Origin of the sequence: Photobacterium salinisoli, assembly GCF_003614885.1 — a bacterium.
GTDB lineage: Bacteria > Pseudomonadota > Gammaproteobacteria > Enterobacterales > Vibrionaceae > Photobacterium > Photobacterium salinisoli.
The window spans coordinates 1-963 of the sequence record NZ_QZMS01000008.1 but is presented as its reverse complement, the minus strand read 5'-3'; the positions used below and the strand labels follow the sequence as shown (position 1 = coordinate 963).

The 963-nt window shown below is 51.4% G+C and carries 1 protein-coding gene; it reads right to left on the bottom strand.

Annotated features, from left to right (window positions below):
* A partial coding sequence (gene tuf / locus D6M16_RS11020; RefSeq protein WP_120511970.1) for an elongation factor Tu occupies positions 1–963 on the bottom strand: 963 nt, incomplete at both ends.

Here is a 963-nt window from a genome sequence, read left to right as displayed (position 1 = left end):
AGTAACAACCATCTTGATGTTGTCACCTGGCATTACCATCTCAACGCCTTCTGGCAGTTCGATAGTACCGGTCACGTCAGTTGTACGGAAGTAGAACTGTGGACGGTAGCCTTTGAAGAATGGAGTATGACGGCCGCCTTCATCTTTAGACAGAACGTATACTTCAGACTCGAAAGTTGTGTGTGGAGTGATTGAACCAGGCTTAGCCAGTACTTGACCACGCTCAACTTCGTCACGCTTAGTACCACGCAGCAGAACACCAACGTTCTCACCAGCACGGCCTTCGTCCAGAAGCTTACGGAACATCTCAACACCAGTACAAGTAGTAGTGATGGTGTCTTTGATACCTACGATAGCAACTTCGTCACCTACGCGAACGATACCTTGCTCAACACGACCTGTTACAACAGTACCACGGCCCTGGATTGAGAATACGTCTTCGATTGGCAGGATGAACGGCTTGTCGATAGCACGCTCTGGCTCTGGGATGTAGTTGTCCAGCGCTTCAGCCAGCTCAACAATTTTCTCTTCCCACTGAGCTTCGCCATTCAGCGCGCCCAGAGCAGAACCCATGATTACTGGGCAATCGTCGCCTGGGAAGTCGTACTCAGACAGAAGTTCACGCACTTCCATCTCAACCAGCTCCAGCAGCTCTTCGTCATCAACCATGTCACACTTGTTCATGAACACGATGATGTAAGGGATACCAACCTGACGACCCAGCAGGATGTGCTCACGAGTCTGTGGCATTGGGCCATCAGTCGCAGCAACAACCAGGATACCACCGTCCATCTGAGCAGCACCGGTGATCATGTTCTTAACGTAGTCAGCGTGTCCTGGGCAGTCAACGTGCGCGTAGTGGCGAGTCGGAGTATCGTACTCTACGTGAGAAGTAGAGATAGTGATACCACGCTCACGCTCTTCTGGCGCATTATCGATAGATGCGAAGTCACGTGCAGCACC